The sequence below is a fragment of the Pararobbsia silviterrae genome, from assembly GCF_003628125.1.
GTDB classification, from domain to species: Bacteria; Pseudomonadota; Gammaproteobacteria; order Burkholderiales; family Burkholderiaceae; genus Pararobbsia; species Pararobbsia silviterrae.
Map to the genome: position 1 here is coordinate 34462 of NZ_RBZU01000017.1, position 25590 is coordinate 60051.

General features: G+C 66.3%; 21 protein-coding genes. 13 read left to right on the plus strand and 8 right to left on the minus strand.

The annotated features are described in order from the left end of the window. Positions 1-105: 105 nt before the first annotated feature. The 7 genes from D7S86_RS26120 to D7S86_RS26150 all read right to left on the minus strand — a co-directional run bounded on the left by D7S86_RS26120 (position 106) and on the right by D7S86_RS26150 (position 9768). Positions 106-1119, minus strand: coding sequence for a DUF1839 family protein (locus D7S86_RS26120; RefSeq protein WP_121090920.1), 1014 nt, complete (start codon positions 1117-1119; stop codon positions 106-108). Beyond that, positions 1116-2105: an amino acid--[acyl-carrier-protein] ligase gene (locus tag D7S86_RS26125; protein WP_121090922.1), complete on the minus strand. Its 990-nt coding sequence runs from the start codon at positions 2103-2105 to the stop codon at positions 1116-1118. Before D7S86_RS26125 ends, D7S86_RS26120 begins: the two co-directional genes overlap by 4 nt. Then, positions 2106-3383 (minus strand): acyl-CoA dehydrogenase family protein, encoded by a 1278-nt coding sequence (locus tag D7S86_RS26130; protein WP_121090924.1) that lies wholly within the window; start codon positions 3381-3383, stop codon positions 2106-2108. Further along, entirely contained in the window at positions 3380-3646 is a 267-nt protein-coding gene (locus D7S86_RS26135; RefSeq protein WP_121090926.1) for an acyl carrier protein, read from the minus strand. The genes D7S86_RS26130 and D7S86_RS26135 overlap by 4 nt, the downstream gene beginning before the upstream one ends. Positions 3647-4032: 386 nt before the next feature. Continuing rightward, positions 4033-5973: a tetratricopeptide repeat protein gene (locus D7S86_RS26140; protein ID WP_121090928.1), complete on the minus strand. Its 1941-nt coding sequence runs from the start codon at positions 5971-5973 to the stop codon at positions 4033-4035. Between the two features lie 12 nt (positions 5974-5985). After that, a complete protein-coding gene (locus tag D7S86_RS26145; RefSeq protein WP_147432482.1) occupies positions 5986-7806 on the minus strand; it encodes a tetratricopeptide repeat protein in 1821 nt (606 codons plus the stop codon). A gap of 12 nt (positions 7807-7818) precedes the next feature. Continuing rightward, positions 7819-9768 (minus strand): tetratricopeptide repeat protein, encoded by a 1950-nt coding sequence (locus D7S86_RS26150; protein ID WP_121090932.1) that lies wholly within the window; start codon positions 9766-9768, stop codon positions 7819-7821. Positions 9769-10151: 383 nt separating this feature from the next. On the opposite strand from D7S86_RS26150, the gene D7S86_RS26155 reads away from it, so the two are divergent. From D7S86_RS26155 to D7S86_RS26200, 10 genes are all read left to right on the plus strand, one after another. After that, the gene (locus D7S86_RS26155) at positions 10152-10922 is read left to right on the plus strand and encodes a ferredoxin--NADP reductase (protein WP_121090933.1); all 771 of its coding nucleotides are present in this window, start codon (positions 10152-10154) and stop codon (positions 10920-10922) included. A 672-nt stretch (positions 10923-11594) separates the two neighbouring features. Continuing rightward, entirely contained in the window at positions 11595-12449 is an 855-nt protein-coding gene (locus tag D7S86_RS26160) for a sensor histidine kinase (RefSeq protein ID WP_121090935.1), read from the plus strand. Between the two features lie 76 nt (positions 12450-12525). Continuing rightward, positions 12526-13179 carry a response regulator transcription factor RqpR gene (rqpR, locus tag D7S86_RS26165; RefSeq protein ID WP_121090937.1) on the plus strand — a complete coding sequence of 218 codons (654 nt, stop codon included), beginning with the start codon at positions 12526-12528 and terminating at the stop codon, positions 13177-13179. 567 nt (positions 13180-13746) lie between these two features. After that, positions 13747-15453 carry a flagellin N-terminal helical domain-containing protein gene (locus D7S86_RS26170; RefSeq protein ID WP_121090938.1) on the plus strand — a complete coding sequence of 569 codons (1707 nt, stop codon included), beginning with the start codon at positions 13747-13749 and terminating at the stop codon, positions 15451-15453. A gap of 394 nt (positions 15454-15847) precedes the next feature. Next, positions 15848-16261 carry a flagellar protein FlaG gene (locus D7S86_RS26175; protein WP_121090940.1) on the plus strand — a complete coding sequence of 138 codons (414 nt, stop codon included), beginning with the start codon at positions 15848-15850 and terminating at the stop codon, positions 16259-16261. An 83-nt stretch (positions 16262-16344) separates the two neighbouring features. Next, positions 16345-18501, plus strand: a complete 2157-nt coding sequence (fliD, locus tag D7S86_RS26180; RefSeq protein ID WP_121090942.1) for a flagellar filament capping protein FliD — start codon at positions 16345-16347, stop codon at positions 18499-18501. A 113-nt stretch (positions 18502-18614) separates the two neighbouring features. Then, positions 18615-19034, plus strand: a complete 420-nt coding sequence (gene fliS, locus D7S86_RS26185) for a flagellar export chaperone FliS (RefSeq protein ID WP_420813307.1) — start codon at positions 18615-18617, stop codon at positions 19032-19034. A gap of 4 nt (positions 19035-19038) precedes the next feature. Next, a complete protein-coding gene (locus tag D7S86_RS26190) occupies positions 19039-19380 on the plus strand; it encodes a flagellar protein FliT (RefSeq protein ID WP_121090944.1) in 342 nt (113 codons plus the stop codon). Between the two features lie 7 nt (positions 19381-19387). Continuing rightward, a complete protein-coding gene (gene fliK, locus D7S86_RS26195) occupies positions 19388-20926 on the plus strand; it encodes a flagellar hook-length control protein FliK (RefSeq protein WP_121090946.1) in 1539 nt (512 codons plus the stop codon). Continuing rightward, on the plus strand, positions 20923-21261 hold the full coding sequence (locus D7S86_RS26200; RefSeq protein WP_121090948.1) for an EscU/YscU/HrcU family type III secretion system export apparatus switch protein: 339 nt from the start codon (positions 20923-20925) through the stop codon (positions 21259-21261). The genes fliK and D7S86_RS26200 overlap by 4 nt, the downstream gene beginning before the upstream one ends. A 193-nt stretch (positions 21262-21454) precedes the next feature. Here the strand turns inward: D7S86_RS26200 and fliE are convergent, their stop codons facing one another. After that, positions 21455-21790 (minus strand): flagellar hook-basal body complex protein FliE, encoded by a 336-nt coding sequence (gene fliE / locus D7S86_RS26205; protein ID WP_121090950.1) that lies wholly within the window; start codon positions 21788-21790, stop codon positions 21455-21457. Between the two features lie 317 nt (positions 21791-22107). Between fliE and fliF the strand changes: the two genes are divergently transcribed. The 3 genes from fliF to fliH are packed head-to-tail and all read left to right on the plus strand — an operon-like array spanning position 22108 to position 25587. Next, on the plus strand, positions 22108-23889 hold the full coding sequence (gene fliF, locus D7S86_RS26210) for a flagellar basal-body MS-ring/collar protein FliF (protein ID WP_420813309.1): 1782 nt from the start codon (positions 22108-22110) through the stop codon (positions 23887-23889). After that, complete coding sequence (gene fliG, locus D7S86_RS26215) at positions 23879-24874, plus strand: flagellar motor switch protein FliG (RefSeq protein ID WP_121091025.1); 996 nt, start codon at positions 23879-23881, stop codon at positions 24872-24874. The genes fliF and fliG overlap by 11 nt, the downstream gene beginning before the upstream one ends. 20 nt (positions 24875-24894) lie before the next feature. After that, on the plus strand, positions 24895-25587 hold the full coding sequence (fliH, locus tag D7S86_RS26220; protein WP_121090954.1) for a flagellar assembly protein FliH: 693 nt from the start codon (positions 24895-24897) through the stop codon (positions 25585-25587). Positions 25588-25590 lie beyond the last annotated feature (3 nt).

Genomic DNA, 25590 nt, shown 5'->3' on the forward strand with positions numbered 1-25590 from the left:
CCGCGACACGCAGGCGAGCGCGCCAGCGTTTGGACGCTCCGTCGTGATTGGCGACTGTCATCCGCCCTCTCCCCCGAATACAGGTCAGCCTCGGCTGTCCTCTCCTCAACTTCTCGTGACGTCGAGCGCGCCGGCCAGCGCCGGCACCCCGTCTTCGTAGGCGCGCTCCAGCAAATCGAAGCACTCGTTGCAGGCGTCCGGCCGCCGGCGCGCCATCGCGCGCGCGATCCGGAACTGGAGCACTTTCGCCTCGCTCGCGATCGTCGCGCACGCCGCGCCGATCGAAGGCGCGGTCTCGACGCCCGTTTGCGCGAGCCAGCCGAGATACAGGCCGAGCAGTTCGAAATTGGCCCCGAGCTGCCGCAGCGTGTTGAACGCGTACAGATGGAAGTACGCCTCGCCGCGCGCGATCAGCGTGTCCAGATGCGCGGGAAACGCCGCGCGGAACGCGCTTATCGGATTGGCGGCTGGACGGGCCGCCAGATGCTCGCGCAAACGTATGAGCGAGGCGTGCGCCAATGCCTCGCCCGTGAGCGCGGCGCGCGTCTGCTTGACGAACTCGACGTACGGGAACAGCAGATCGGGGTCGGCCCGCAACGCGTCGGTCTTGCGAAATACACCTGCATAGTCTTCTCCGTCCAACGTGAAGTAGCCGGCGTTATGGAAATAGCCGAGCCGCGCGCCCGCGCGATCGATCCGATCGATGCCGATCGTCGTTTTCGTGTGACCGCGCCGGTAGGACGTCGCGCGCGTGTCGGGCAAATAGAACGCGTCCATTTCGACCAGGACCGTATGGCCGCGCGCGACTTGCTGCTCGACGTGCTCGTCGAGCGCGTCGTAGATCGCGAGTTCCTGGACGCTGACGCCGTAAAGGCGATCGAGGTCGTACAGCGGAAACTTGAAGAACGTGAACTGGTCGCCCTCGAAGTCCTGCGTGACCGTGAACGCGAGACCCGCGCGCGCCTCGCAGCCGCGCGCCGCGAGCAGGCTCAACCAGAGGTCGACGTAGCAGTTCGTCTCCTGCCAGCCGCGCTCGACGGCATGCAGGCCCGCGGCAGCGGGCCGTTCGCCCGCGGCCGCGCCGAGATCCGCGCCCGCGCCGACCGCCACGGTGTTCATCGGGCGCCCCAGAGCGCTTCGCGCACGCTCGCGGGCCACTGCGCGACGTCCAGACCGTGATGGCGGAACATCGCGAGCGTGGTGCGCTCCATGCCGAAGCCCACGCAGCCCGTATGGGCGATCTCGCCGTCTTCGGTGCGGAACTTCCAGATCTCGCCGAAATGATCCATGTGGTAGTTGAAGCTCAGGCAGGCCGTGGGCTTCTCCTCGCTCTCGATCGGGATCAGCAGCTCGAACTTGAGCTCCTGCGCGCGCTGGCTGTCCGCGACGATCTTGCCGCCGCGGCCGAAGAACGGGTCGTTCGCGAGATCGATCCAATGCGGCAACGCGAGCGTCTCGACGAGCTGCTTGCCGCGCTCGATCCACATCTGACGAAACGCGACGATCTGCGCGGGCGTGCCCATGCGCACGTACTCGCGCATCCGGAACATCTGCATGCGCGCGGGATCGAGCGACGGCTCGTGCCGGAAGCAATACGAATACACATCGACCGTGCGGCCCTCGGCCGGCAAGGGACCGCGCTTGGCGACGACCGGATAGCACGGATAACACGCCGCCGGCGTCAGCACGACGCGCGTGGGCTTCTGGTCGCCCATCCAGTCTTCGCCGTCTTCGAGGCACTTGAGCAGCCGATGGTGCTCGCGATCGCCGCCGCAGAAGCTGTGCACCGTGCCCGCGAGATTCGGGAAACTCTTCAGATACTCGCTGTCCTCGAAATCGGCGCGGTTCATCGCGGGCGGAAAACGCATGACCTCGGCGTTCTGATCCGCGCCCATGCGTGTAACGAGCTGATTGATGCCTTCGACGACGCTCTCGAAGACTTCGCTGCGGCCGTAGAGGCCATCGACGCCGGTCGGGATCAGCAGACCCGCGTCGATGAGTTCGTCGCGGAAGGTCCGCGCCGAGACGCGTTCGAGCACATCGGCGAGCGCGCGGGCGGAATCGGCGTGCTGCGCATCGTCGAGCGGAAGTTTGGTTTCGGACATTTAGAACCTCAACGTCGTGGAGCGTTGCGCAAGCAACAGGCTCGCGGTGTTGGCCGCGATGCGGTCGTTGTTGATCATGAGCGGCGCCGAATGGAGGTCGCGCAGATGGCGGCCGACGCTGAACGGCGTGCCGTTCTTGTAGCCGGCCATGCCGCAGATCATGAGGACCTGGCCGACGATCGCGAGCGCGGTCGTCGACAGGCTCGTCTTGAGCAGGTTCATGTCCGAGGCGAACGCCATGGTTTCGGCCATCGATTCGCTGATCGTTTCGCTGCGCCGCGCCTGCGCATAGCTGTCGAGCGACATCGTCAGGCGCGCATGCATGAGCTGCAGCAAGCCGACCGATTCGGCCAGCCGCGTGCCGCCCGGCGGCAGCGCGCCCGGCTTCGCCTTGGCCTGCATGCGGAAGTACTGCTTCGCGCGATCGACCGCGTTGGCCGAGATGCCGATCCAGACCGCGGCCCAGAGCACGTGCGAGACGGGCAGCATCGTGCGGTCCGCGATCTCGGCGAACGGCGTCGGCAGCACTTGTTCGGTCACGCCGCGCGCGATGAGCTTGAACGCTTCGCTGCACGTGCCGCGCATGCCGAGCGAATCCCAGCCGCTGCGGCGCTCGAGCGTGTAGTCGGACGTCAGCACCGTGATGAGCACCTGGTCCGACGCCGGCGCGTCGGCATTGCGGCGCGCCGTCACGAGAATGCCGTCGGCATACGCGCCGTACGAAATCGTCGAGGCGAGCTTTTCAAGCGCGAACCCCTCGCCCTCGGCCTGCACCGCGCACGCACTGTTGCGCAGATTGCCGCCGACGGTGTCCTCGGAGGTCGCCGACGCGAGCAGCAATTGCTCGGCGGTCAGGCGTTCGAGCAACTGCTGATGCCATGCGTCGCTCGGCGCATGTTCGAGCAGGCACGCGACCTGGATCTGATGCATCGCGTAGATCATCGCGGTCGAGGCGCACGACTGCGCGAGCGTCTCGCAGATCTGTGCGATGCAGCGCAACGAGGCGCCGTGGCCGCCGAACGCGCGCGGCACCATCGCGCCGAGCAGGCGCTGTTCGCGCAACGCGGCAAGTGCTTCGGACGGGAATCGCGCGACGCGGTCGACGTCGTCGGCATGCGCGGCCGCGACCTGCGCGGCGGCGCGCGCGGCGGCTTCGAGCGCGGCGAATTCCGTCTCGCCTTCGCGCGCGATCGCGCTCGCGAGCGGATCGGCGGCGGCGCCGGACTGCGCGTCGCGAAGTTCAGCCGCGTCGGATGCGGCGGCGGTCAGCGCGCTCATACTTCGGCTCCATTCGCGGACAGCTCGGAGACGGCCGCCGCAAGAGAATCGATCGACTGGAACAGCTTGCGCGTCAGCATCGCGTCGGGGATCTCGATATCGAACGCATCTTCGACCGCGAGCATGATCTGGACGGTCGCGAGCGACGAAAGGCCGTGCTCATAGAGGTCGCTGGCATCGCCGATCTGGTCGACCGGCACATCGAGCCGCGCCGACTCGGACAGGATTCGCCGCAACGTAACGTAGCGAGGTGCGGTATTCATCAAAGGTCCCCTTGCAAGACTGGTCCTGGAACAGGCCGATGCCGCGCGGGCGGCAACGAGATCTAGGTATCGTGGTTGCGCGTTGAATCGGCTCCGGCCGTCGACGTCCGCTTACGGGCTCACGTCGACGGTTGGATTGCATTAGAAGGGATCGTCGGTCGCGAATCGGTGCGATGGCTCACATATCCCTTACGAGACGTGGCTTCGAACGTGAGTCCCCGCTCGCTATGTGCGGTGGCGCGCATTGCGCGCGAGGCGAATGAGGTCGCGCGCACACAGGCGCACGCACCGGCGCGCGCGCAGCCGCGAATCCGGCCGGACAGGAGGATGTAAGGTGAGAACGGCGATCTGCGCGCGCAGCGCGCACGGATGCGCCGCGCGGCGACTCACTGCACGATGAAATCGTGGCCGAGCTGGATGGGGGGTGCAGCGGTCCGCGCCGCTTTCGCGCGCGCGAAATCGATCAAGGCTTTCTGCACGTCGTCGACGACGGCTTCCCAATCGCCGAGCGACGGCTGGCGGAACAACCGCGCGCTCGGGTACCACGGCGTATCGGTCCGGTCATGGAACCAGCGCCATTCGGCGGCCCACGGCAGCAGCAGGAACAGCGGCCGGCCGAGCGCGCCCGCGAGGTGCGCGACCGACGTATCGACCGCGACGACGACATCGAGCACGTCGAGCAACGCGGCCGTGTCGCCGAAGTCCTGCAGATGCGGTCCGGCATTGAGCACGTGCGGGACCGTCGCGAGCGAACGCTGATCGAATTCGGTCAGCCCCGGCTGGATCACGCACCAGTCGACCGACGCGTCGCTGACGAGCGGCGCGAGGAACCGGATCGGCATCGACCGGTTGCGGTCGTTCACGTGGTTCGGATTGCCGGCCCACGCGAGACCGATCCGCAGCCGGCCGCGATCGGGCAGCGCGGTCTGCCACTTCGCGCGGTAGCGCTCGGGCGCCGACAGATAGCGCGGCGCCGAAGGAATCGTCTCGACGCGCGTGCCCAGAATCAGCGGCAGGCTCATCAGCGGAACGAAGTAGTCGCACGGCGGCAGCGCATCCTTGTGCGTGACGAGCGTGAGATTGCCCGCCGGCCCCCACTCGCGCGCCTTGTCCTCGAACAGCGCGAACAACGGCGCGTTGACGGCGAACACGACGCGGCCGCGCGTCGCTTGCACGACCATCGGCACGAAACGGCTGAATTGGATCGTGTCGCCGATGCCCTGCTCGGGGACGATCAGCAAGGTCTTGCCCGACAGATCCTCGCCGTTCCAGCGCCGCGCGCCCGCATAGCGCGCGCGCTCGACGACCGGCGCGCCGTCGAGCGGGATGCGGCTCTCGTAGCGACGCCATCCCTCGGCGTAGCGGCCGAGCCGCAGACACGACACGGCGGCCGAGATCTTCGCGTCGATCGTCGAATCGGGCTCGATCTCGTGCACGCGGTCGAACATGGCGATCGCGTTCGCGTCGTCCTTGCGCGCCGCCATGACCTGGCCGATGTTGTTGAACGCCGCCACGCCGCGCGGACTGACTTCGAGCGCCGCGCGCGCGAACGTCATCGCTTCGTCGAGATGATCGAGCGACCAGAGCGTGGCGCCCGCGCCGATCAGCGCGTCATACGACTTCGGTTCGACTTCGAGCGCCTGCTGGAACGCGATCAGCGCCTCGGGAAAGCGCTTCTGCGCGAGCCGGACGTTGCCCATCTGCGACCACGCGAAATGCCGGCTCGCATCGAGGCGCAGCACGGCTTCGTACTGTTCGAACGCGGCGTCGTAACGCTTGAGGAAGTAGAGCGAATTCGCAAACTGCAGACGCCCTTCGACATGATCGGGCCGCACGGCCAGCAGCCGGTCGAACATCGCGCGCGCGCGCTCGTGGTCGCCGGTCTTGCCGTACATATTGCCGATATGAAACATGAGCTCGACAGCGTCCGGATTCGCGTCGAGCGCGCGCAGCATGCGCGACTCCATCTCGTCTTCGCGGCCTTGCAATCGATAGAGGCGCACGAGCGTCGCCCACGCGATCAGCGAATCGACGTGCGCGTCGCACGCGCGCTCGACGATCGCGAGCGCCTCGTCGAGCTTCTTGAGGGCAAGCTGAAACTCGGCGAGCTGCAGATGGCTTTCGACATCGGCCGGATCGGCATCGATGGCCTTGCGCACGAGCGCGAGCGCATCCGGAACACGCTTCTGCATGAAGCGCACGATCGCGAGGCCGCGCATCGCCGGAATATGACGCGGCGACGTCTTGAGAATCGCGTTGAAGCCTCGCTCGGCCGCGCCCAGTTGCTTTTTGTCGAGCGCTGCGCGAGCCGCCGCGTACTGATCCATCGTGACGTGACCTCAAATAGGAAAGTCGGCAAGCGCGGCGCCCAAGGCCGCCACGACCGACGCCCAGTCCTTCGGCTGCGGCTGCCTGAACAGGCGCGCGCTCGGATACCACGGACTGTCGTCGCGATCGTGCTGCCAACGCCAATCGCCGAAATACGGCAACAGAATCCAGACCGGACGCCCCATCGCGCCCGATAGATGCGCGACGCCCGTATCGACGCTGATCACGAGATCGAGCGATGCGAGCAACGCGGCCGTATCGTCGAAGTCGCGCAGCGCGTCGCCGGTCCACCAGACCGCGGGGTGCGCGTCGAGCGCCGTGCGATCGCGCTCGCGAAGCTCGGGCTGCACGACGACCCACTGGATGTCCGTGCGCGCGAATAGCGGCGCCATCTCCGCAAGCGGCATCGAACGATCGGCATCGAGCTTGAACTGCGGATTGCCCGACGCCACGAGGCCCACGCGCATGCGCGGCGCCGCGAGGCCCGCGCGCGCGGCATGCGCGTCGAGCTCGGCGCGCCAGTGCGGCAGGCGGTCCGCGTCCGCGAACAGATACGGCACGTCGCGCGCATACGTCGCGGGGTCCTCCTGCAACGCGTACGGCATGCCGACGAGCGAATTCTGGCGCGTGTAGTCGGGACGCGGGTCGTCGCGCGCGATGACGTCGACCTGCGTCTGCGCGAAACACCGGCGCAAGAGATCGCGCAGCGGCGGCTGGACTTCGACCGTGACCTTCGCGCCGAGCGCGGCGACGCGCGGCGCGAAACGGATGAACTGGAGCGTGTCGCCGAGGCCCTGCTCCGCGATCAGCAGCAGCGATTCGCCCTCGATCGCGTCGTCGCCGTTCCACATCGGCGGCACGGCGTTCGCGAGCCGCTGCGCGAACTCGCGCTTTTCATACGCGCGCCAGCCCGCGCGGAAGTCGCCGCGGCGCAGATGCAGCCCGGCCTCGTCCATCCACGTATCGGGCCAGTCGCCGTGACGCAAGGTCCGCGCGGCGCGGATGCAGTCGAGCGCCTCCTTGTCGAAGCGCAACGCGGCGAGCGTGCGGCCGAGATGGCGGAATGCCTCGGCGCACGCGGGTTCGATCGCGATCGCGCGATTGAACCAGGGCAAGGCCTCGCCGAGCCGGCCGAGCCGCACGAGCGCCTGACCGAGGGCGACCGCGGGCGCGCCGCGCCCGGTGTCGAGCGCGAGCGCGCGTTCGAGCGGCTTGAGCGCGGCTTGCGCGCGGCCGACTTCGGTCAACGTGCGGCCCAGCGCCGTATAGGCGGGCCCGTATTGCACATCGAGCCCGATCGCGCGGTTCAGCGTGTCGAGCGCCTCGGGGTAGCGTTTGGCCTGCGCGAGCGCATCGCCGAGCCCCGCGAGCGCGGCGCTCGAACGCGGCGCGAGCCGCACGGCGCGCTCGAATTCGACGATCGCTTCGTTCGCGCGCGTCAACGCGCAGAGCGCCCATGCGAGCGCGATGCGCGTACCGACTTCGTCGAGCGGGCCCTGTGCGAGCGCCGGCTCGTTTGCGGCGCGCGGCGTATCGAGCACGCCACGCAGCAGATCGACGGCCTCGCGATGCTCGCCGAGCGCCGCGAGCGCCTGTCCGAGCAAGCGCACGGGCGCGATCCGCGCATCGTCGACGAAGTGCGCGGCGCGCGCGAATGCGGCGGCCGTGCGTGCATCGCCCGCCTCGAGCCGTTCGAGACCCAGCGCGACGAGCGTGTCGAGATCACCCCGTCCCGCGCGCAGGACGTCGGCCGGTGCGGGTGTCGAGGTCGGGGCCGACGCGGGTATCGACGCGGGTATCGACATCGAAGCCGGCGCCTGGGGCACGCTCACGCTCTCCACGGCTCAGACGGCGTTCAGTTCGATACGCGAGAAAGCGTCGAACGACTTCGCGACGCTCGCCATCGCCAGTTCGCGCGCGTGCGCGACGAGCGCCGCGCGGATCGCGTTCACCACGCCGCGCCAATCGCCGATCGCGGGCTGACGGAACAGGCGCGCGCTCGGGTACCACGGCGAGTCGAGCCGATCGTGCATCCAGCGCCATTCGGCGGCCCACGGCAGCATGACGAACACGGGCTTGCCGAGCGCCCCCGCGATATGCGCGACCGACGTATCGACCGTGATCACGACGTCGAGCGCATCGATGAGCGCGGCCGTATCGGCAAAGTCCTTCAGGTTCGCGCCGGCGCTGAACACATGCGGCACCGTCTTCAGAAACTCGGCATCCGCGGCCGTCACGCCGGGCTGTACGACACACCAGACGACCGATGTGTCCGCGAGCAGCGGCGCGAGCGTCGCGAGCGGCATCGAGCGGTTGCGATCGTTGGTGTGCTTGGGATTGCCGCTCGTGACGAGGCCGCATTTGAGCCGGCCGTCCGCGGGCAGCGCCGCGCGCCATTTGCCGCGATAGCCTTCGGGCACGTTCAGGTAGCGCGCCGCGCTCGGAATCGAATCGAGTCGCGTGCCGAACACGAGCGGCAAGCTCATCAGCGGTACGAAGTAGTCGGCGCTCGGCAACGTCGAATCGGCCGACACGATGCTCAAACGGCCGTCCGGTCCCCAATGCGCGGCCATGCCCGAGAGCAGCGGCAAGGTCGGCGCCTGGACCGCGAAGATCACGCGCGCGCCCGATGCCTGCACGACGCCGGGCAGATACCGCGCGAACTGGAACGTATCGCCCGCGCCCTGTTCGGCGACCACGAGCAAGGTCTTGCCGTCGATGCGTTCGCCGTTCCAGCGGCGCGCGCCCGCGTACCGGCCGGGCTCGACGATCGGGTTCCGATCGAGACGGAAACGCCGCTCGTAAGCCTGCCATCCCGAGGCGAAATCGCCCATGCGCAGACGGCACGTCGCGGCCGAGAGATCGGCCTCGGCCAGCGAGTCCGGTTCCATTTCATGGACGCGGTCGAACATCGCGATCGCGTTCGCGTCGTCCTTGAGCGACGCCATGACCTGGCCGATATTGTTGAACGCCGCCGCGCCGCGCGGATTCACATGGAGGGCCGCCTGAAGAAACGTCAGCGCGGCGTCGAATTGATCGAGCTCCCAGAGCGTCGCGCCCATGCCGACGAGCGCGTCGTACGAGCCCGGCTCGATCTCGAGCGCCTGCTTGTACGCGACGAGCGCGTCCTGCCGACGCCCGAGACGCACGAAGATATTGCCCTTCTGGGACCACGCGTAATGCAGCGCGGGCCGGAGCTTCAGCGCGACGTCGTAACCCGCGAGCGCCGCGTCGTAACGTTCGAGCAGATACAGCGCGCCGGCGCGCAGCAGTTGCGCATCGAGATCGGCGGGGTCGCATTGCACGGCGCGGTCGTACGCATCGAACGCCTGGCCGTGTTGCGCGCGGTTCGCGCGCATATTGCCGAGCAACAGCCACAGGGCCTTCAGATCGGGCTGCGCGCGCAGCACACGCGCCATGCGGTCGAATACGGCGTCGGCGCCGCGCCCGTGCTTTTCATACGCGTTGCCGAGCATGACCCACGCGCGCACCGAACTCGCGTCGGCGTCGCAGGCGGCCTCGTGCCGCGCGATCGCGTCGTCGTGCCGCTTGAGGGCCGTATAGATGTCGGCAAGCTGGAGATGGCTGTCGGCGTCGCCGGGGCGCAGCGCGATCGCGGCGAGCGCCATCCGTTCGGCTTCGTCGAAACGCCGCTGCATGAACCGGAGCACCGCGAGTTCGCGCATCGCTTCGACATGGTCGGGCGTGGCCTTGAGCACCGCGAGCAAGCCGCGCTCCGCCGCGCCCAAGTCCTTCTTTTCAAGCGCCGCGCGTGCGAGCTCGTACTGGTTCATCGTCGTATCACCTGTTTAGTCCGGGGCCGCCCTGCCGCGCATCGTCGCGCGCGGCCCGGGCTTGAGCGGCGCGCCTGCGGGCGCGCGCGCGTGTGTTCACTTTAACGGCCCGGACCGGCCAAAGTTTAGGGCGCGCGCGCGCTCGGGCGCCGCCGCGCGACACGGCCGGGCCGGTACGCGGCGAAACACGCGGAAACACGCCGATTTGCGTGTTTTCCTCCCCGCACGCATGGGCAAACTCAGGATTTTCCCGAGTCCGGTAGAATAGCGGCCCAGCCAGTCTGAAAAATCCCGTAGACCCGCGCCGACGGCACCGATCCCGCATCGGGCGCGCTCGTTTTTGGTTCGAGCGCTGCGCTGCCGCCCGGCATGATCCGATAGATATGAGCAACCTTCACGAACAAACCGTTCTCAGCGTGCATCACTGGACTGACACGCTGTTCAGCTTTACCTGCACACGTGACGCCTCGTTCCGCTTCGAGAATGGCCAGTTCACGATGGTCGGCCTCGAAGTCGACGGCAAGCCGCTGCTGCGCGCCTACAGTATCGCGAGCGCGAACTACGAGGAAAACCTCGAGTTCCTGTCGATCAAGGTGCCCGACGGCCCGCTGACCTCGCGCCTCCAGCATCTGAAGGAAGGCGACAAGGTCTTTATCGGCAAGAAGCCCGTCGGCACGCTCGTCGTCGACAACCTGCTGCCGGGCAAGAACCTCTGGCTGCTCTCGACGGGCACGGGGCTCGCGCCGTTCATGAGCATCATCAAGGACCCCGAGGTCTACGACCGCTACGAGCGCGTGATCCTCACGCACACGTGCCGTTTCGTCGATGAACTCGCGTACAAGGAATTCATCACCGAGCATCTGCCCGCGCACGAGCATATCGGCGAGCTGATCCGCGAAAAACTCGTCTACTACCCGACGGTCACGCGCGAGAGCTTCCAGACGCGCGGCCGCATCACCGACCTGATCCAGACCGGCAAGGTCTTCGAGGATCTCAACCTGCCGCCGTTCTCGCTCGAAGACGACCGCATGATGCTCTGCGGCAGCCCGCACATGCTCAAGGACACGCGCGAACTCCTGGCCAATATGGGTCTCGAGGAAGGCAGCAACAACGCGCCCGGTCACTACGTCGTGGAAAAAGCCTTCGTCGGCTGATCGTTTTACACGCACGGCGCAGTCCCGCGTAGACGGGACGCAACAATCCCCTCAAGGAAATCGATTCCTGAGGGGATTTTTTTATTCCGATTCGACATACATGCCATTCATCCTCGTGGACGTCCCGCACGCGGTCAGGCACACGCGATGCACGCGCTTAATCGTGTGTCGACGCACGTCGACGTGCACCGCTCGAATCTGTGCAACAACGCAACAACTTGCATTTTTCAACCAATTTAGAGGGGTTTACCTAAAAATAGTTGGAATTTTTGAGACGGGCCACTTTTTTGAGCACTCAGAAAACAGGTCACCGGGCCGTCGAGCGCCGCAAAGTGTTTCGTACTCGCGGACAATCTGTTACACGTCGTGTCAGAATTTTTTACCCAGAAAATAGGCAGTTTCGAGACGTCGGCCGTATCAATCGAAGCCCTCGAAAGCGCGCCTTTTTCGCGGCGCAAGGCGCCAGGCCCCTTTCAGGACAGGCGTTTTCCATTACCATGCGCGCTGCTCTGAAATTTCTGCCTGACGAGACAGCGCGTATTTACCAAGTTGTTACCGAATGTAAATTCAGTTACATTGCCCCGTAACAGTTTCGCAATACGCTTGATCTGCCCAGTCGTCAGACATCCAATCGGTGAATCGAACATGCAGTTCCACGCAGATTCCTTGTCAATGCTGGCCTCGACGTCGCCGGGACATGTTTACCTGCCCGAAGACGCTGTCGTGCGCGACGTGTCGATCTCGGTTCCACCGACGGGGCATGTCCAGCCCGGCTGGGGCCATGGCGTCACGGCGAATCAGGAACTCCTCGCGGCGCGCGCTGAAATCGAACGTTTGAATGCGCGCGTACGCGAACTCGCGACCGATCTGGTCCGCGCGCAGGAAGCCGAACGCGCGCGACTCGCGCGTGAACTGCATGACGGGCTCGGCGCCCAGTTGACCGCGTCGCGCTTCGCGCTCGCGCGCATCGAGACCTGGCTGCCGATGAATGCAGCCGAGGCGTGTCACGAGGCGCTTGCGACAGCGAACACCGCGCTCGACCAACTTTGCGAAACAAGCCATCGCCTCGTCGAGGAAGGCCATGCGCCGGCGCTCGACGACGGCCTCGCGGCCACGCTCAAGCGCTGGATCGGCGATTTCGGCGACACGACGCACTTGCTGACGACTTTCGAGCTGATCGCCGACACGCCGATGTTGCGCGAACGGCTCGCGACCATACAAAACGACGGGGCCAATACCGTCTTCCGGATCGTCCAGGAATCGCTCAACAACGCCGCGAAGCATGCGGCGGCGCAAGGTGTCGAGGTCACCCTCGTCGCCGAGCGGCGTTTCCTTACGGTCACGATCAAGGACGACGGCCGCGGACTCGCCCGCGGCGCGCGCGCCAAGGCCAACCGGTTCGGTCTGGCTGGAATGCGCGCGCGCTGCGAGGCGTTTGGCGGCACGCTGAAGGTGGTTTCACAAGCGGGACAAGGCACGCAGATCCGCGCCAGACTCCCGTGGGACACGCTTTGCACGGCGCGCTGAGACGCGCCGCGAGATAAAAGACGCCAACGCGTCACGACACGCTGCACCCAGACCAACGCTTTTGAATTCAGCCACCATGACGTTACGCATTCTGCTCGTCGACGACCACGCGATCGTGCGTCAGGGCGTCAAGCAGTTGCTGCTCGACAAGGGCATTGCAACTGACGTCTCCGAGGCTGAGACCGGCGCCGAGGCCCTTGCTCAGATCGATCGGGCATTTTGGGACATCGTGCTCCTCGACATCTCGCTGCCCGACATGAACGGCATCGAGGTGCTCAAGCGGCTGCGCCGCAAGGCGCCGCGCGTGCCGGTGCTCATGTTCAGCATGTACCGCGAGGACCAGTACGCGGTGCGCGCGCTCAAGGCCGGCGCCGCCGGTTACCTGAGCAAGACGTCGAACGCCGTGGAAATGATCGGCGCGGTCCGGCAGGTCGCGGCGGGCCGCAAGTACGTATCGGTCCAGATGGCCGAGGCGCTCGCCGATTACGTCTCGCTCGACGGCGACCAGCTCCCGCACGAACGCCTGTCCGACCGCGAATACCAGACGCTGTGCATGCTCGGCTCGGGCAAACGGCTCACGGACATCGCGCTCGCGCTCTCGCTGTCGGTCAAGACCGTCAGCGTCTATCGCTCGCGGCTGCTCGAGAAGATGGGTCTCTCGAACAACGCCGAACTCACGTACTACGTGATGAGCAACAACCTCATCGACGTCGGCTCGGCCGCCGCCTGACACACCGCTCGCTTGAATCTCGCTTGAAAGCGCTGACATCCGGCCGGCACGTCCGATTGCCGGCTTCAGGTCCGCGCGTCCGATAGCCGGACGACCGCCGAGCGGCAATCGAACGCTCGGATCGCGCACGATCGTGCGCTTGCTCGCCCCCCGGCCTCATCCTCCCCTTCATCTGCCCCCTCATTTGCCTTATTTCGCGGCACTTTTCCGCCTGATCTTGATTACAGACGCCGAAATAAATCGCTCACGCAGACGGCACGAGTAACATTTTTTTACACCTGCACTTCATCCCGTAAGCGTGTTCTCCGCGTCGCGCGAGAAATCCCCGAAACCCCCAGCCATCGGGCGCGAGCGACGGATGATCGAATTCGCGAAATCGGGCGCGAACGGGTCGCGGCGACCCATTTTCCCGTGCCCTGCCCCCCTCGCCCTCGACCCCACCCTAAAGCTTTGCAAGGACCCTCCGATAACCCAATCAACGGCGGCTAAGCAGTACGTCATCAAATCAGAGCCTCGTTACGGCAGGTGTGCCGATAACACACCACTCTTGGAAAACGGAGTGCTTCAATGTCCTCGATCATCAACACCAACATCCTGTCGCAGATCGCTCAGAACAATCTGCAGAACACGCAGTCCAGCCTGACGTCGGCTGTGACTGACCTGTCCTCGGGTCTGAAGATCAACAGCGCGGCGGATGATGCTGCAGGCCTCGCGATTTCGGATCGCATGACCTCGCAGATCAACGGTCTGACGGCTGCGCAACAAAACGCGACCGACGGTATCGCACTGGCGCAGACCGCCGGTTCGGCACTGACGCAAATCACGGCCAACCTGCAACGTATCCGCGAACTGGCCGTGCAAGCGTCGAACTCGACGTACTCGGCAAGCGACCGCGAGTCGATGAACGAAGAAGTGCAACAGCGCCTCTCGGAAATCAACCGTATCGCTTCGCAAACGCAATACAACGGCCTGAACCTGCTCGACGGCTCGTTCGGCGTCGCAAGCTTCCAGGTCGGTGCGAACGCAGGTCAGACGATCAGCGTCGATCTGTCGAGCAGCATGAAGACGTCGCAGATCGGTCAAACGTCGGAAACGACGCTCCAGATCGGCGCCGGCACGGACCAAAACCTGTCGTCGGGTTCGCTCGCGATCCAGCTCGGTTCGGGCACGACGGTGGCAATCGGTTCGGCAACGTCGGGCGCCGACGAAGGCCAATCGGCTGACTCGGCTTACGCCGCAGCCGCAGCGATCTCGGGTTCGGACATCTCGGGCCTGAGCGTCACGGCAACGAACACGCAGAACGTCACGGTCGCGACCTCGGTTGCCGCCGCCACGACGATCAGCGTCAACGGCACGGAAGTCTACGAAGCCGGCGCGGGCAGCCTGTCGATCGGTGACCTGATCAACGGCATCAACGCACAATCGTCGACGACCGGCGTGACGGCAACGGAAAACGCCGACGGCACGCTGTCGCTGACCGCTGCGGACGGCCGCAACATCGCCCTGACGGACTCGGCAAGCCAAGGCGCGCTGACGACGAACCAAGGCGCGGTCACGAGCTCGAGCCAAACGCTCTACGGTACGGTCACCCTGTCGTCGAGCAGCGTCATCGGTCTGTCGGGTTCGGATGCAACGAGCCTGTCGGTTGGCACGAACCTCCAAAGCACGGGCCGCGCAGTTGATTCGTCGACGTCGCTCAGCGGCACGACGGCAACGAGCTTCACGCTGAACGGCACGGTCGTCACGACGGGCACGACGTGGAATGCAGCGGACCTCGCCGCCGCGATCAACGCAGCGCACATCTCGAACGTCGTCGCATCGGCGGACTCGAGCGGCCACCTCCAGCTCGAATCGTTCTCGAACGCCGGCATCACGCTGACGGGTTCGAGCCCGGTCGTGTCGGATTCGGGTCTGTCGGGCTCGCAAACGACGATCTACACGGCAAGCACCGCGAACAGCAGCCTCGCGACGGCAGACGTGTTGACCGTGGCGGACGCTCAGCAAACCCTGCTCGCAGTGGACTCGGCACTCGACGAAGTCGACAGCCTGCAAGGTGAACTCGGCGCAGTGCAAAACCGCTTCTCGTCGACGATCACGAACATCCAGTCGGCGACGCAGAACGCGCAGAGTGCACAGTCCGACATTCAGGATGCGGACTACGCGGCCGAAGCATCGGATCTGTCGCGAGCGCAGGTGCTGCAACAAGCGGGTACGGCGATGGTCGCGCAAGCGAACTCGCTCCCGCAAAACGTGCTGAAGCTCCTCCAGCAGTAAGGAGGCAGGCGGGTTCGCGGCGGCGCCGGCATGATCGGGCGGCGCCGCGGTCCCGACCGACGCATCATGCCCGCCCGGCAGGTCCGCGCTACCCGCGCAAGGCCCGTCGGGCGCTTGTACGAAGGCTGCAGGAATGCGGCAAGCAGTATCGAAGCGGTACGGTTTGACGCGTTACGAATACAGGCAGGGCACGCAGCAAGGATTAGCAACAAGGATTAACAAGCAGTGAAAATAGCAGGCATCGTTTGGACAGTCGGCATCGCGGAACACGAGCATGCCGGCCGTTTTTTTCAGGCGATGCGAGTCCGTAACGAAATGATCGAATCTACCGATCGCGGGTATCGCAGACGACACCGCGCGACGTCATTTCGATTCGGTCTCCCAGGGGAATGACATGGACGTATCGGCAACCGCAGGCGCCAGTTCCGTCGATCCGAAAGTCGCCGCCCAGTTCGGCAGCGGCACGGATTCGGTTCAGGCATACGACGAACGCGAAAGCAAGTCGCAGGACGATGCGGTGACGCTCTCGGGCGCCGCCGCCGCGATGAACGCCCAGGTCATCCAGCAACCCCTGCCGGTCAGCCAGGCCAACTCGACCCAGCAGGCCGTGACCGAAATCAATGCCGCACTCAAGCGTTTCGACACGACGCTCGAGTTCACGGTCGATCCGTCGACGCTCACGCGCGTGGTCAAGGTCGTCGATACCGACACCGGGCAGACCGTGCGCCAGATGCCGAGCGAAGACGCGATCCTGGCCGCGCAGAAACTCGCCGAGCAGAAAGGCCTGCTGATCGGCGAGAAGGTATAAGGCCAATCAGCTTCGACTGCGGCCGGCCGGCAGGTCCGGCATGCCCGCGGTGCAACTGAATTTTTAGGAAAAGAGGTAAGCGCATGACTTCCAGCGTCAGTTCTTCGACCACCAGCTCGACGAGCACGGGCAAAACGACTTCCGCCGCGGAAATTCTCGCGGAAGCGAAAGCCGCCGCTCAGGCCGCGGCCCAGACCATCATCTCGGGCTCCGGCATCGGCTCGAGCATGAATCTGTCTTCGCTGATGAGCGGCCTGATGTCGGTCGAAAGCGTGCCTCTGCTCCAGCTCGAGGCGCAAGCCGCCGACGTCGACTCGCAGATCTCCGCGTTCGGTACGCTGTCGAGCGCGTTCAGCACGTTCGAAGATTCGATCTCCGAACTCACGTATTCGTCGAGCTTCAACACGCTCTCCGCCGCGACGAGCGACGAAACGGTGGCGTCGGCCGCGATCAACCCGGGCGCGACCGCGGGCTCGTACACGGTCAACATCACGCAGCTCGCGCAGTCGGAATCGCTGCTCGCGACGGGCGTGGCCAGCACCTCGACGCCGATCGGCACGGGCGCGACGACAACGCTGAACATCTCGCTCGGCACGACAACGACGACGACCAATAGCGACGGAACGACGTCGCAGAGCTTCACGGCAACGGCCGGCTCGACCGTCACGCCGATCACGATCGACTCGTCCAACGACACGCTCGAAGGCATCCGGACCGCGATCAACGCGGCCAACATCGGCGTGACGGCGACGATCGTCAACGACGGCAGCGGCACACCGTATCGTCTCGCGATCACCTCGAACACGACCGGCGCCACGGAAGCGATCTCGATCTCGGTGGCCGGCGCGGGCGGCACGGGCACGGGCGATTCGACGCTCACGAACATGTTCACGTACAACCCGGGCGGCACCGAAGACATGACGGAGACGTCGGTCGCGCAGAACGCGCAGATGACCGTCAACGGGACGCCGATCCAGAGCGCGACGAACACGGCCGACAACTCGTATCCGGGTCTCTCGATCGCGCTGATGGGCGTGGGCACCGCGACGATCACGGTCGGCACCGCGACGGGCACCCTCGAAGGGCTCGTCGACAACTTCGTGACCGCCTATAACGCGATGCAGGCCGCGATCGCGCCGCTCACGCAGTTCGACGCGTCGGACTCCGACAACAACGGCCCGCTGATCGGCAACAGCACGGTCCAGCAGCTCACGAGCCAGATCCAGCAGATCGTCTCGGGCACGGTCGGCGGCTCGACGACCTATCAGCAGCTCGCCGATATCGGCATCACGCTCGACGCGACGACCGGCGACCTCGACCTCGATTCGACGACGCTCGAGGACGCGCTCGCCTCGAACTCGGCAGCCTTCCAGGCCCTGTTCGGCACGATGGAATCGGCGACCGACCCGCTCGTGACCGCCGGCACGACGGGCACGACGACGCCGACGTCGGGCACCTACGCGATCAACGTCACGCAGGCCGCGACGCAGGGCGTGCTGACCGGCACGGCGTCGCCGGCCGTTCCGACGGCGGCGACGCAACTCTCGGTCAACCTCAACGGCACATTTGCAAGCGTCACGGTGCCCGCCGGTTCGTATTCGTCACTCAGCGACTACGCGGCGGCGCTGCAGGCGGCGATCAACGGCAATTCGACGTATCAGAGCGACGGCTACGGCGTCACCGTGTCGGTCGATTCGACCGGCACCAACCTCGTCGTCACGTCGAACACCTACGGTTCGGACTCGACGGTCCAGATCTCCGGCACCGACGCGGCAACGCTGTTCGGTTCGACGACGAACACAGGCGTGGCCGGTACCGACATCCAGGGCTCGATCGGCGGCTATCCGGCGACGGGTTCGGGTCAGACGCTGACCGCGAGCGGCAATACGCCCGTTTCGGGCATCACGGTGACGGTTACGGGTTCGCAAACGGGTTCGCGCGGTACGGTCAGCTATTCGACGGGGATCGCGACGCAGCTCACGAACGTCATGAACGACGCGGTCGCCGTGCAGGGCACGGGCGACGCGACCGTCGACGGCGCAATCACGGGCGCGGTCGATACGCTCAAGGACCAGGTGTCGCAGATCGAGGACCAGGAGTCGACGCAGCAGTCGTATATCGACTCGGTCAGCGCGATCTACCAGGCCGAATTCACCGCGCTGCAGACGACGCTCGCGTCGATGTCGAGCATCAGTAGCTATCTGCAGGAAATCTTCAACCCGACGACGAGCAGCAGCTAAGCACCACGCGGGCCGCCAGCCGGCGGTCCGCACGTCAAAGTCTCGGGCGGATCCGACGCATCGCACGCGCGGCGCGCGCGTCCGGCCGAGCACCCAGCAATACCAGGAGAGCCATGATGTACGGACAATTCGGCGCGAGCGCCTATTCACAAGTCGGCGTGCAAACGAGTGTCGTCGACGCGAGCCCGCATCGCCTGATCGTGCTGCTGTATGAAGGTGCGCGCAAAGCGCTCGCGGTCGCGCGCATGGCGGTCCAGAGCAACGACATTCAGGGCAAGGGCAAGGCGATCTCGAAAGCGATCGGCATCATCGGCAGCGGTCTGCGCGACGTGCTCGACCTCGAAGCCGGCGGCGAGATCGCGCAACGCCTCGACGCGTTGTACGCCTATATGAACCGGCGGCTTATGGAAGCCACGTTGCGTATGGACGACACGCTGATCATCGAGGTCGACGCGCTGCTCGCAAACCTCGAAGATGCGTGGAAAGCGATCGGTCCCGAAGTCGCGCAACCGCTTACCGCCGCGGAAGTCTAGCAATATGAATTCCAGTCTCGAACTGTTCTCGTACTACGAAGCCATCGCTGGCGTGACCGCGCGCATGCTCGACGCGGCACGCAAGGACGACTGGAATCAACTGTTCGAGTTGCAAAAGCAATATGAACGTCTCGTCGACGAGATCCGCCCGATCGACGCCCGCGTCGCGCTCGACGAAGCCGAACGCCAGCACAAGCACGAGCTGATCCGCCAGATTCTCGACAACGACGCCGCCATCCGCGATCTCGCGAGTCCGCGCGTCGCGCGTCTGTCGGCGCTGCTCGTCAGCAATCGCCAGACGACCGCGCTGCGCGACATGTACGGACTGAACGCAGCACGCGGGTGAGGTCGTTATGAGCGGGATCGACCCGATTGTCGCGTCCGCGCTGACGAGTCAGATCGACATACTGCTGAAGGCGATCTCGGGGCCGACCGACGCGAACGCGGCGCAGGCCGCCGAAGCGGCCGCGCCGACGCAGTGGGCCAACGCCCAGCCGTCCCAGGTCGCGGATGTCGAACAGCCGCCGCCCGCCTCCGCTCAAGCGGTACTCTCGCCCGCCGCACGCACGCTCGACGTGATCTCGCGCGGCGCCGACGGCGAGCCGGCCCCGCCGGTCATCGGCCGTCAAGCGCTCTGGTCCGCGCCGCCCGGCGCCGCCGCGGCATCCGGTGTCGGCGAACCGCCGTTCGCGGGCCTCGCCTCGTCGCTCGCGATGGCGCTCGAACAGGCGCTCGACACGAGCGGCCTCTTCTACGAATCCCATCTCGCTCAGTGGTTCGCCGGCCAGCGCAGTAGCGCGCTGCTGAACCAGGAGCCGCAATCCAATCTGCCCCCCGCCGAAGACGAAAACGGCTGGCCCTATGACGCCGAAGCCGCATTGCGCACGCTCGCGGGCGCGCCCGAACCGTTCACGGGAGGCCGCCCCGCGGCCAGCGGCACAGCGGCTCAAGACGGCCTGGAGGCCGACATCGTCGACGTCGATATCGCCGACGATGAAGCCGCGTTCGGCGCGGCTTCGCCGTTGTTCGCTGCATTGTCGAACGATGGCGGCGAGGGTGACGGCGACGGAGATGGCATGGACCTGCTCGACGACGGCTTGATTCAAACCGTCGTCGACGACGCGAGCGCGGCCGCCGTGCCTCAGAACGCGCTCGTGCCGGCCGACCACGCGCCCGCGAACGCGCCGGGCGCGGGTGCGACGTCGGCGCGCGCGTCGGCCAATGCGTCCGAAGCATCGGACGCCTATGCCCCGACGCCCGGCAGCACCTTGTTCGCGAACGCGGGCAACGCCGCGTATGCGGCGCAGGCCGCCGTGCAGGTCCGCGAGGCGCCCGACGCGTCGGCGAGCGCGGCCGAGCGCGCGCTCGCGGCGGCCGCCGACAACGATCCGACCTTGCAGGCCAGCGCGACGCCGGGCACGCTGCCGATCCATCCCGACGCGCTCTCGATCGTGCGCCAGCAGCTCGAATTCCTGCAAAGTCCCGAGCCGCGCTTCCGCTGGTCGGGCGAGGCCTGGCCGGACTCGCGCATGTACTGGGAGCTCGATTGGGACCACGACGAGGCGCAGGCCGCCGAGCATCGCGTCTGGCGTACGCGGATCGCGATCGAACTGCCGCGGCTCGGCCTCGTCAACGCCGAGCTCACGCTGACCGGCCACCGGCTCGGCGCGCGGATCACGGCCGACGGCCGCACGCTGACCACGCTCAAGGAAGGCACGTCGGATTTCATGCGCGCGCTGGCCGGCGCCGGGCTCAATCTCGAACAGCTCGCGATTCGCAGCGCGGACGGGATCCGCGCGCACGAGACGACGGGAGCCGCCCAAGCGAGCGCCGCACCGGCGCGCCCGGACGACGTTTCGGGCTCGAATACGGATTCAGGGAGCCCGACATGAGCCGCACGCCCCGCCGCGAAGCGGTCGCGCTTGCCTACGATCACGGTCACGACGTCGCGCCGCGCGTCGTCGCGAAGGGCTATGGCGAACTCGCGGACATGATCGTCCAGCGCGCGCGCGAATCGGGACTCTATGTCCACGAATCGTCGCCGATGGTCTCGCTGCTGATGAACGTCGATCTCGACAGCCACGTGCCGCCGATGCTCTACCAGGCCGTCGCCGAGCTGCTCGCGTGGCTCTACCGGCTCGAACACGGCGCCGCGCCGCCGCTTCCGGGGCCGCTGCCGAACGCCGCGCCCAAAGGCGCGAAGTCGTCGAAAAATCGCGGGAAATAAGAGAAAAAGAAGAAAAACGAGCTGTCGCAGAGGTGAATCCGCGCGCTCGGAGACATCGATCGGGCGATGCGCCGAGATCGTCGCGCGTCAGACGTGCGCGCGTGCCCAGGCACACCCGCCGTGCGGGGCGAACCGAGAAAACACGGACGGGAGAACCCCGTCCCTTATCCCTTGCGGCCCGGTCAAAGGCCCGTCAAACGCTCATCTGCATGATCGTCGTATAGGCCGACGACAGCTTGTTGCGGACTTCGACGACTTCCTGGAACGCGATATTCGCCTTCTGCATGTCGACCATCACGTCGTTGAGCGCGACGTTCGGCGCGCCCATTTCGAATGCGTGGGCCTGCGCGACGCTCTGCATCTGCTTGCCGCTCGTCTTGCGCAGCGCGTTATCGAGCAGCGTCGAGAATTCGCCGGATGCCGCGCCGCTTTCGGCGATGGTGCCGATGGACGGCGCGTCGCCGGCCGCTTCGGCGGCCATCGACTGGATCTGCTGCATGGCGGAGGCGATCGGGGTAACACCGCTCATAAGACTCTCCCGTGCGCGCGAAGCGCTGGACGCGTGTATCGATGGAACGGACTGTAGCACCCCCCTCGATCGGGCAAGCCGGTCAATTGACGGGAAAACCCGGTTCTATTCCCCCGATCGGTACTCGCCTTGCCGTCCAATAATCGGCAACGTGCAGAACCTGTCGTTCACTGCCCGCCCGCGGACCGCGGGTTGCGCGCACGAACACAGCACCGTCGAATTCTGGAGAGTTTCGCCGTGATGATGGTTTCATCCACCCTGATAGCTGGCCTGATCGGAGACGCCGCATGAACGCCGCGACTACGACCCCGGCACCGCTGAACGCCGCCCCGGGCGGCGCCGTCGCGCCCAACGCCGCGCCTGCGCCCGCACCCGGCGCGCCGGCGTCCGCGGCGCCCCCCGCGCCGTCGTCGATCCCCGTGATCGCGGCGCTCGAGCAGCGCCTGCCCGTCATCACCCAGCTTCGCGCGAACCCGAAGTTGCCGCTGATCATCGTCAGCGCGCTGCTCGTGGCCGCGCTCGCCGCGCTCTATCTGTGGACGCGCGCGCCCGACTACAAGGTGCTCTACACCAACCTGTCGGACCGCGACGGCGGCGCAGTCATCACCGCGCTCCAGCAGATGAACATGCCCTACAAGCTGACGGATACGGGCGGCGCCATCCTCGTCCCCGCCGACCAGGTCCATGAGGCTCGGCTGCATCTCGCGTTGATGGGCTTGCCCAAGGGCGGCGCGGTCGGTTTCGAACTCATGGACAACGAGAAATTCGGGATCAGCCAGTTCGCCGAGCAGGTCAACTATCAGCGCGCGCTCGAAGGCGAACTCGAACGCACGATCGACGCCCTGTCGGCCGTCAACGATTCGCGCGTGCACCTCGCGATTCCGAAGCCGACGGTCTTCGTCAGCGAAAAACAGAGCCCGACCGCCTCGGTCATGCTCAATTTGTGGCCGGGCCGCGCGCTCGACGACGGCCAGATCGCCGCCATCACCCATATGGTGTCGTCGGCCGTGCCCGATATGCCGCCCCAGAACGTCACGATCGTCGACCAGAACGGCAATCTGCTGACGGCGCCGCAAACCGGCACGGGCCTCGACGCGACGCAACTCAAATACGTCGCCCAGATCCAGCAGGACACGCAACGCCGCATCAACGCGATCCTCGCGCCGCTGTTCGGCGAAGGCAACGTCCATGCGCAGGTCAGCGCGGACATCGATTTCTCGAAAATCGAGCAAAGCAGCGAGGAGTACACGCCGAACGAATCGCCGCGCGACAGCGCGATCCGCAGCCAGCAGACGAGCGAATCGAAGGAACTCGGCCAGACGCCGTCGGGCGGCGTGCCCGGCGCGCTGTCGAACACGCCGCCGCAGCCCGCGAGCGCGCCGATGGCGAATCCGCCCGCGAGCGGCGCGAGCGCGACGACCGCGAACCTCGGGCCGTCGAGCGAGCACAAGGACACGACGACCAACTACGAGCTCGACAAGACGGTCCGCCATATCGATACGCCGCAAGGCCGCGTACGCCGTCTGAGCGCGGCCGTGCTCGTCAACTACAAGCCGACGGTCGACGCGAAAGGCCACGTCACGATGAAGCCGCTGACCGCCGAGCAGCTCGCGCAGGTCAAGCAGCTTGCGAGCGACGCGATGGGCTTCGACGCGAAGCGCGGCGACTCGCTGAACGTCGTCAACGGCGAGTTCACGGGTCCGAACACGGGTCCCGAACTGCCGTTCTGGAAGCAGCCCGAGACGCTCGACCTGACGAAGACCATCGGCAAGTACGTGCTGATGGCCATGGTCTTCATGATCCTGTTCTTCGGCGTGCTGCGCCCGTGGATGAAGGGCAAGTTCAATCCGCAACCGACGCTCGCCGAGCAGGAAGCCGCGGCGCTCGCCGCGATCGAGGGCCCGACGTCGCTCAACGGCGAAGGCCAGCTCGTCGACGAGAACGGCAACGTCGTCGACGCGATCGGCGAGAACGCGGCGCTCGGCGCGCCGCAGACGACGTCGTTCGACCGCAACCTCGCCTACGCGCGCCAGATCGCGAAGTCCGATCCGAAGGCGGTCGCAAGCGTTATCCAGAACTGGGTGAATGATGAAGGCTGAAGGTCTGACCAAATCCGCGATCCTGCTGATGTCGCTCGGCGAGGATGAGGCGGCCGAGGTATTCAAATACCTCCAGCCGCGCGAAGTGCAGAAGATCGGCGCGACGATGGCCACGCTCAAGCACGTGACGCGCGACCAGATCGACGCCGTGCTCGAGGAATTCCGCCAGGAAGCCGAGCAGTTGTCCGCGCTCTCGCTCGATTCGGGCGAGTACATCCGCGCCGTGCTCACGAAGGCGCTCGGCAACGACAAGGCGTCGGGGCTCATCGAACGCATTCTGCAGGGCGGCGACACGAGCGGCATCGAAGGCCTCAAGTGGATGGACTCGGGCGCGGTCGCCGAACTCATCAAGAACGAACACCCGCAGATCGTCGCGACGATCCTCGTTCACCTCGACCGCGACCAGGCGTCCGAAGTGCTCGAATTCTTCACCGAACGGCTGCGCAACGACGTCGTGCTCCGGATCGCGACGCTCGACGGCATCCAGCCGACGGCGCTGCGCGAACTCAACGACGTGCTCACGAAGCTGCTGTCGGGTTCGGACAACCTCAAGCGCAGCCCGATGGGCGGCGTGCGCGCGGCGGCCGAAATCCTGAACTTCATGAGCGGCACGAACGAGGAATCGGTCGTCTCGAACGTGCGCGGCTACGACGAGGAACTCGCGCAGGCGATCGTCGACCAGATGTTCGTGTTCGACAACCTCATCGACGTCGAGGATCGCGGCATCCAGGTGATCCTCAAGGAAGTCGAGTCGGAATCGCTGATCGTCGCGCTCAAGGGCGCACGGCCCGAGCTCCGCGAGAAGTTCCTCAAGAACATGTCGTCGCGCGCGGCCGAGTTGCTGCGCGAGGATCTCGAGTCGCGCGGCCCGGTCCGCGTGTCCGAAGTCGAAGCCGAGCAGAAGAACATCCTGCAGGTCGTCCGACGCCTTGCCGACGAGGGCGAAATCACGCTCGGCAGCAAGCCTGAAGACCAGTACGTCTAAAGCGAAGAGGGATGTCGTCCATGAGTCGCGGCCAACCCATACCGAAGGAGCGTCTCACAGCGTACGAACGCTGGGAGATGGCGTCCTTCGACCCGCCGCCGCCCCCTCCGCCGCCGCCGCCTCCCGCGCCCGCGGAGCCCGTGCCCGATCCGTGGATCGCCGAGCGCGCGCGCCTCATCGAGGAAACGCGCGCGGCGGCCTATGCCGAAGGCGCGGCCGCCGGCCATGCCGAGGGCTATCAGGCCGGCTTCTCGGCCGGGCATCTCGACGGTCTCAACAAGGGTCTCAGCGATGCGCAGGCTGTCGCGACGCACTTCAAGGCGGTCGCCGACGCGTTCACGACGGCGCTGGCCGCGGCGGACGCCGAGGTGGCCGACGGGATCGTCGCACTCGCTTTCGACGTCGCGCGCGAAGTCGTGCGGCAGAGCATCACGCTCGATCCGACCGTGCTGCTCGGCGCCGTGCGCGAAGTCCTCGCGACGGAGCCCGCCCTCGTCGGCGCGCCGCAGATCGTCGTGAATCCGGCCGATATGCCGGTGCTCGAGGCGTATCTCAAGGAAGAACTCGAGGCGAACGGCTGGACGCTGCATGCCGACCCGGCGATCGAACGCGGCGGCTGCCGCGCGCGCGCCGCGACGGGCGATATCGACGCGACGCTCACGACGCGCTGGAAGCGCGTGCTGCTCGCGCTCGGCCATCAAAGCGAGTGGTAGGCG